Genomic DNA, 6,263 nt, shown 5'->3' with positions numbered 1-6,263 from the left:
GGCGGGCGGGCGTGGCACGGGCCTTGCCGCCGTCGTCGGGAGGCGGCGGCGTACGGCCGCTCTTATGCTGAGGGGATGCGGGGCCGTCCGGCCTTCGCCGTGCGAGGCGACGACCAGGCGGATCCGCTTCCTTCTGTCTCCGCACGGAGGAGCTGGCCCATGACGCACGCGGGTATACGACTGCGCAGGGGAGCCGTCCTCGCCACCGCGGTGGGGATGCTCATGGTGCCGTTCGCCGGAGGGCCGGTCCTGGCCGCGCCGCCGACCGGTCCGGGCGCCGTCACCGCCGCCTACCCGCGGCTGCCGTCCCCCTCCGCCGGCGGCGTCCGCGATCTCACCCCGCCCGTGCAGCGCCTCCTGGACGCGACCGTGCAGCATGTGATCAAAGAGGCGGGCATCCCCGGTGCGAGCGTCGGCATCTGGACACCCGCCCAGGGGCAGTACGTGAAGGCTTTCGGCGTCGCCGACAAGACCGACCACCGGGCCATGAAGACGGACCTGTACACCCGGATCGGCAGCGAGACCAAGACGTTCACCGTCACGGCGCTGCTGCAGATGGTCGACCAGAAGAAGGCCGGCCTCGACGACACGATCGACCGGTACGTCGACGGGGTGCCGGGCGGGGACCGGATCACCCTGCGTCAGCTGGCCGGGATGCGCAGCGGCCTGTTCAACTACACGGACGACGACGGCTTCTTCAAGGCCCTCACGTCCGACCCGCAGCGGTCCTTCACCCCCCAGCAGCTCCTCGACTACTCGTTCAAGCACCCGGTGCTGTTCTCGCCGGGCCAGAAGTTCGACTACTCCAACACCAATCTGATCCTGCTCGGCCTGGTCGTCGAGAAGCTCTCCGGGCAGAACATCGAGGACTACATCCGCGACCACGTCCTGGAGCCGGCCGGGATGGACCACAGTCTCTTCCCGACCGGGGCGGAGTTCCCCGAGCCGCACGCGCAGGGCTACACCAACCAGACCGCCAGCGGGCAGGTCGAGGACGCCGCGGGCTGGAACACCTCCTGGGCCTGGACCGCGGGCGCGATGATCTCGACCCTGGACGACCTGCGGATCTGGGCGCGGACGGTCGCCACGGGCCTCCTGCCGGACGGCAACACCATGATCAGCCCCGCCGTCCAGAAGCAGCGGCTGACCACTCCGGCGACCCCGATCCCGGGCGTCGGCTACGGCCTCGGCATCTTCGACGTCAAGGGCTGGATCGGCCACAACGGCTCGCTGCCGGGCTACGAGTCGCTGACCGTCTACCTGCCCTCGGCGCAGGCGACGCTGGTCGTGGTGCTCAACACCGACATCGACTACAAGGGCGCCGAACCGAGCACCGTCCTCGGCGAGGCGATCACAAAGATCATCTCTCCTGACCATGTCTTCAACCTTCCGGCGGAACCTGCGGGCCGGTAAAGCACGTCGAAGCGGTGAGGGAGCCCGCGTGCCGGACGCGTGGGCGAACATCGTCACGGGGAGGCCGAGTTGACGGACGCGGAGCACGACGAGACGGTGCCGGACACCGCAGAGGCCCGGCGGCAGGCGCGGTTCGGCGCCCTGCCGGAGCGGATCCGGCCGCAGGACACGGTCGAGGAGCGGCCGGCCGTCGCGCCGGACCCGGCACGCAACGCCTACGACCCGGACGAATGGCTGGTCCGCTACTGCCTGTGAGCCGCCGGTGACGGCGAGCCGAACGGTGTCGGCAGACGGCGTCGGCGATGTGGAGCCCGGCCCGCCCGTCAGACGGACCGCACCTCGTCGAGCCGTACCGGCCGGTGCTCGCGCAGCGACAGCGTGCACGCCTCCGCCACCCACCCGGCCTCCAGGGCGTCCGGGATCGTGCACGGGGACGGCCGGGTGCCGGCGACGACCTCCGTGAACGCGGCGAGCTCGGCGCGGTAGGCGTCGCCGAAGCGGTCCATGAAGAAGTCGTGCGGGGGGCCGGCCGGGAAGCGCACGCCCGGCTCCACCGAGCGCAGCGGCAGCTTGTCGTCGAGGCCGACGGCGATCGAGTCCGAGAAGCCGTGCAGCTCCAGCCGGACATCGTAACCACGGGCGTTGTGACGGCTGTTGGAGACCAGGGCGATCGTGCCGTCGTCCAGGGTGAGCACCGCTCCGGTGGTGTCGGCGTCACCGGCCTCCCGGATGAAGTCGGCACCGCGGTTGCCGCCGACCGCGTACACCTCCGTCACCTCACGGCCCGTCACCCAGCGGACGATGTCGAAGTCGTGCACGGAACAGTCGCGGAAGATGCCCCCCGAGGCGGCGACGTACGCGGCCGGCGGCGGCGCCGGGTCCAGGGTGGTCGACCGGACCGTGTGCAGCCTGCCCAGCTCGCCGGACCGGACGGCTGCGCGGGCCGCGGCGAAGCCCGCGTCGAAGCGGCGGTTGAAGCCGATCTGGACCGGGACGCCACGGCCCCAGACTGCCTTCATCACCTCGACGCCCTCGCGCATGGTGCGTGCGACGGGCTTCTCGCAGAAGACCGGGACACCCGCGTCCACGGCGGCCAGGATCAGCGCCGGGTGGGCGTCGGTCGCCGCCGCCACCACGACGCCGTCCACCCCGGCGGCCAGCAGCGCCTCGGGCGAGTCCGCGACCTCGGCGCCGAACCGCTCGCCCGCCGTCTTGGCCGCACGGGCGAACGGGTCGGCCACGACGAGCGACCGGACGGCGTCGAGTCCGGAGAGGGTCTCGGCGTGGAAGGCGCCGATGCGGCCGAGGCCGAGGATTCCGATGCGCATGGGGACGGACGCTCCTTGGGTACGGGGGCGGGCGGTGCCTGGACGCCATTCTTGTCAGTACAAATGCCCCGAACAACCCGTCTGCGATCCGGTTGCGCCCCGTCTGCCACCCGCCTACGACCCGCCTACGACGACGTCACGTCGACCCAGGTGCCGTCCCGCGCCGACCGGGTCATCGCGTCCAGCGCGGCGGCGCTGGCCACGGCGTCGCCGAGAGTGGCGCCGTACGGGGTGTCCTCGGCGACGGAGCGCAGGAAGCGGTACGCCTCGATGACCTTCAGGTCGTCGTAGCCCATCGGGTTCGCGGCGCCCGGCTGGAAGGCGCCGAACTCGCCGTCGCCCGGACCGACGTGACGTGTGGCCACCGGCTGGTCCTGGTAGGCCGTGCCGCGGCTGACGCCCAGCTCGTCCATCCGGCGGAAGTCCCAGAAGACGGCGCCGCGGGTGCCGTGCACCTCGAAGCCGTAGTTGTTCTGCTCGCCGACCGACACCCGGCAGGCCTCCAGGACACCACGGGCGCCGGAGGCGAAGCGGAGCAGACAGCTGACGTAGTCCTCGTTCTCCACCGGGCCGTACTCGCCGCCCGCGGCCCGTTCGTGCCCGGCTGTGGCGCCGGGCGGGCGGGGCCGCCGCGGGACGAAGACGGCCGTGTCGGCGGTCAGCGAGGCGATGTCGCCGAGCAGGTACCGGGCCAGGTCCGCGCCGTGCGAGGCGAGGTCGCCGAGCACTCCGCTGCCGCCCCGCAGGCGCTCGTAGCGCCAGGTCAGCGCGGACTCCGGATGGGCGGCGTAGTCGCTGAACAGCCGGATGCGGGCATGGGTGACGGTGCCGATCCCGTCGGCGGCGATCAGCTCGCGGGCGGCCTGGACGGCGGGTGCGCCGCGGTAGTTGAAGCCGACCGTGCCCTGCACCCCGGCCCCGGCGACCGCGTCCGCCACCGCGCGGGCGTCCGCCGCCGTCAGGCCCACCGGCTTCTCGATCCAGAGGTGCTTGCCCGCCTCGGCCATCGCGACCCCGATCTCCCGGTGCAGGAAGTTCGGGGCGGTGACGCTGACCGCCTCGACGCGCGGGTCGGCGGCCACCTCGCGCCAGTCGTGCACGGCGGTGGCGAACCCGAACTGTCCGGCGGCCTCCTCCGCCCGGCCCGGCACGTCGTCGGCGACCGCCACCAGCCGCGGAGTCAGAGGCAGATGCGGATAGTGGTGCCGGACCCGGGCGTACGCCCGAGTGTGCACCCGGCCCATCCAGCCGAACCCGACGACGGCGACACCGAGGGTACGCAGCACCATGACAGCCTCTCCTGGACCGGTCCGAGTATCCGCCCGGCCCACCCTGGGCGCGCCGGACCCCGGTGTCAAAGACCCCGGTCGGCACCCGGCCGTGCACAGCCCGGCCGTGCACTGCCCAGCCTGCCCGGCCTTGCGCGGCTGCGTGGGTGCGGTGCCCGGCGGGCCGGCCGTTACAGGTTGATCGCGTACACCTTGCGCAGGGTCTCGTGGACCGTCCACGTCGTCCGGTCGCCCTCGCGCAGCACCGCCAGGTCGCCCGGTCCGACCCGCAGCGTGGGCCCGCCCTCGACCTCGATCGTCGCCGAGCCGCTGACCACGACGAACAGCTCGTCGGCCTCGGTGTCGGTGACGACGCCGGGGGTGATCTGCCAGATTCCGCGGAGCTGCCGGCCGTCGTCGGACTCCCAGACCACCTTCCCGGTCACCTCGGGGCTGCCGGAGACGATCTGGGCGGGGTCGAGCGGCTCGGGTTCGAGCTCGGCGTCGGGGACGTGGACCACGAAGCTGGGGATCATGGGCCGACCCTAGCGAGCCGGTCCGCCGGGCGGCCGCCGACAGGGTGTGCAGTATCGGACCGTACGGCAGGACACTTCGTCGCGGTCGCGGTCGGGGCGGCGCGGTGTGGTGAGCCGGGCCGGGTCGTGCTCGCGCGCGCTGGCGCCGACGCCCGGCGCGCGTGATCGTCGAGGTATGACCGATACCTCGGCGACCGCCGACGCGCACCGGCACGACACCCTGGAGGCCGTCTTCTTCGGCGGTGTCTACGGTGCCGTACTGGCCAGCTCGATGGTCGCGGCGCTCACCCGGTACGGCCACACCGATCAGGCGGGCCGTCGCTACGACGCCGCCTGGCTGCTGGTCACGGCGCTCGCGTCGGCCCTCGCGCACGGCTACGCGCACTATGTCGCCGAGCGCCGCCCGCAGCGCCGCCGGGATCTGCTGCACAGCCTCGCCGACGAGTGGCCGCTGGTCGCCGCCGTGCTGCCCACGGTGGCGCTGCTGGCCGCGGCGGGCTGGGGCCGGCTGCCGCCGAACGGGGTGGAGTACCCGGCGTTCGCCCTGAACATGGCGCTGCTGTTCGCCCTGGGCCTGGTCACCTCGCGGCGCCTGCGGCGGTCCTGGATCAAGTGCGCGCTGGTCGGGCTGGGGGACGCGCTGCTCGGACTGGTCGTCGTGGTCGCGAACGCCCTCATCAAGTAGCGCCTTCATCAAGCAACGCCCTCACCAAGTAACGCCCTGATCAAGCAACGCCTTCATCGAGCAACACCCTCATCGAGTACGGACCGGACCCGCGCGCGGCCGACCGACGGGCCGGTCGGCGCCGATCATGCGCGCAATACAGCAGACAAAATTGTTGACAATCTTGTTTGGCTAGATTTAGGTTCGACAGGCACTCACTCAGGGAGGGCACATGCCGACAGAAGCCCGTCCGGGCACCGGGGAGCAGGCCAAGCAGCACGCGCTCGCGCAGCTGCGGCAGGCGATCCTGCACGGCGACATGGCACCGGCGCAGCGGTTGGTGGAGAACGAACTCGCCGAGCAGTTCGGTGTGACACGGGCCAGCATCCGGGCCGCGCTCATCGACCTGGAGTCCCAGGGGCTGGTCGAGCGCATCCGCAACCGCGGTTCGCGGGTGCGGGTGGTGACCGTGGACGAAGCGGTCGCCATCACGGAGTGCCGCATGGTCCTCGAAGGACTGTGCGCGGCGAAGGCGGCCGTCGCGGCCAGCGATGATCAGCTGAGCGAACTGACCGACCTCGGCACGGCCATGACCAAGGCCGTGGCCGACGGCGAGCCGGTGACCTACTCCGACCTCAACCACGAACTGCACGTCCGGATCCGGGAGTTCTCCGGCCAGCGGACCGCCCAGGAACTGCTGGAACGACTCAATGCCCAACTGGTGCGTCACCGGTTCCAGTTGGCGCTGCGTCCCGGACGGCCGCAGCAATCCCTGAACGAGCACCTGGCCATGATCGAAGCGATCCGGGCCAGGGACCCGCAGGCGGCCGAAGCGGCCGTCCGCGCCCATCTCGACAGCGTGATCGAGGCGTTGCGCGACTGAAGCGCAGCCGACCGGCACACGCGGGGCGGGCGCGTACCTGTCCATCAAGGCCGGTGAGCCGAGAGGGCGTGCCTGTGTCGGAAGGGTGCGCGCGCGGGCCCGACGGGCCGAGCGCGTTCGCCCCGTCGGCACAGGCGACAGCGCCCGGCGGCCGACCGAGCCCGTAAGAAG

The 6,263-nt window shown here is 72.1% G+C and carries 7 protein-coding genes; 4 read left to right on the top strand and 3 right to left on the bottom strand.

Features of this window, described 5'->3' with window-relative positions; translation table 11 throughout:
- Positions 1-159 precede the first annotated feature (159 nt).
- Positions 160-1,413 carry a serine hydrolase domain-containing protein gene (locus ABT085_RS18060; protein ID WP_351608249.1) on the top strand — a complete coding sequence of 418 codons (1,254 nt, stop codon included), beginning with the start codon at positions 160-162 and terminating at the stop codon, positions 1,411-1,413.
- A gap of 69 nt (positions 1,414-1,482) precedes the next feature.
- Positions 1,483-1,668 carry a hypothetical protein gene (locus ABT085_RS18055; protein WP_351608258.1) on the top strand — a complete coding sequence of 62 codons (186 nt, stop codon included), beginning with the start codon at positions 1,483-1,485 and terminating at the stop codon, positions 1,666-1,668.
- A gap of 68 nt (positions 1,669-1,736) precedes the next feature.
- Here the strand turns inward: ABT085_RS18055 and ABT085_RS18050 are convergent, their stop codons facing one another.
- From ABT085_RS18050 to ABT085_RS18040, 3 genes are all read right to left on the bottom strand, one after another.
- Positions 1,737-2,741: a Gfo/Idh/MocA family protein gene (locus tag ABT085_RS18050; RefSeq protein ID WP_351608246.1), complete on the bottom strand. Its 1,005-nt coding sequence runs from the start codon at positions 2,739-2,741 to the stop codon at positions 1,737-1,739.
- Between the two features lie 125 nt (positions 2,742-2,866).
- Entirely contained in the window at positions 2,867-4,027 is a 1,161-nt protein-coding gene (locus ABT085_RS18045) for a Gfo/Idh/MocA family protein (RefSeq protein WP_351608255.1), read from the bottom strand.
- 173 nt (positions 4,028-4,200) lie between these two features.
- Positions 4,201-4,545, bottom strand: a complete 345-nt coding sequence (locus ABT085_RS18040) for a cupin domain-containing protein (protein ID WP_351608244.1) — start codon at positions 4,543-4,545, stop codon at positions 4,201-4,203.
- A gap of 175 nt (positions 4,546-4,720) precedes the next feature.
- Here ABT085_RS18040 and ABT085_RS18035 point away from each other — a divergent pair, with 175 nt between their 5' ends.
- Positions 4,721-5,230 carry a hypothetical protein gene (locus tag ABT085_RS18035; RefSeq protein ID WP_351608242.1) on the top strand — a complete coding sequence of 170 codons (510 nt, stop codon included), beginning with the start codon at positions 4,721-4,723 and terminating at the stop codon, positions 5,228-5,230.
- A 211-nt stretch (positions 5,231-5,441) separates the two neighbouring features.
- Positions 5,442-6,092: a GntR family transcriptional regulator gene (locus ABT085_RS18030; RefSeq protein WP_351608239.1), complete on the top strand. Its 651-nt coding sequence runs from the start codon at positions 5,442-5,444 to the stop codon at positions 6,090-6,092.
- Positions 6,093-6,263 lie beyond the last annotated feature (171 nt).

It is taken from the genome of Streptomyces sp. NPDC002265 (assembly GCF_040296125.1).
In the GTDB taxonomy this organism is placed as follows: Bacteria; Actinomycetota; Actinomycetes; order Streptomycetales; family Streptomycetaceae; genus Streptomyces.
This window is presented reverse-complemented; position numbering and strand designations above follow the sequence as displayed.

Coding starts and splice junctions, on each gene's coding strand:
- ABT085_RS18050 (WP_351608246.1), bottom strand. CDS start 2,741: ATGCGCATCGGAATCCTCGGCCTCGGCCGCATCGGCGCCTTCCACGCC.
- ABT085_RS18040 (WP_351608244.1), bottom strand. CDS start 4,545: ATGATCCCCAGCTTCGTGGTCCACGTCCCCGACGCCGAGCTCGAACCC.
- ABT085_RS18030 (WP_351608239.1), top strand. CDS start 5,442: ATGCCGACAGAAGCCCGTCCGGGCACCGGGGAGCAGGCCAAGCAGCAC.
- ABT085_RS18060 (WP_351608249.1), top strand. CDS start 160: ATGACGCACGCGGGTATACGACTGCGCAGGGGAGCCGTCCTCGCCACC.
- ABT085_RS18035 (WP_351608242.1), top strand. CDS start 4,721: ATGACCGATACCTCGGCGACCGCCGACGCGCACCGGCACGACACCCTG.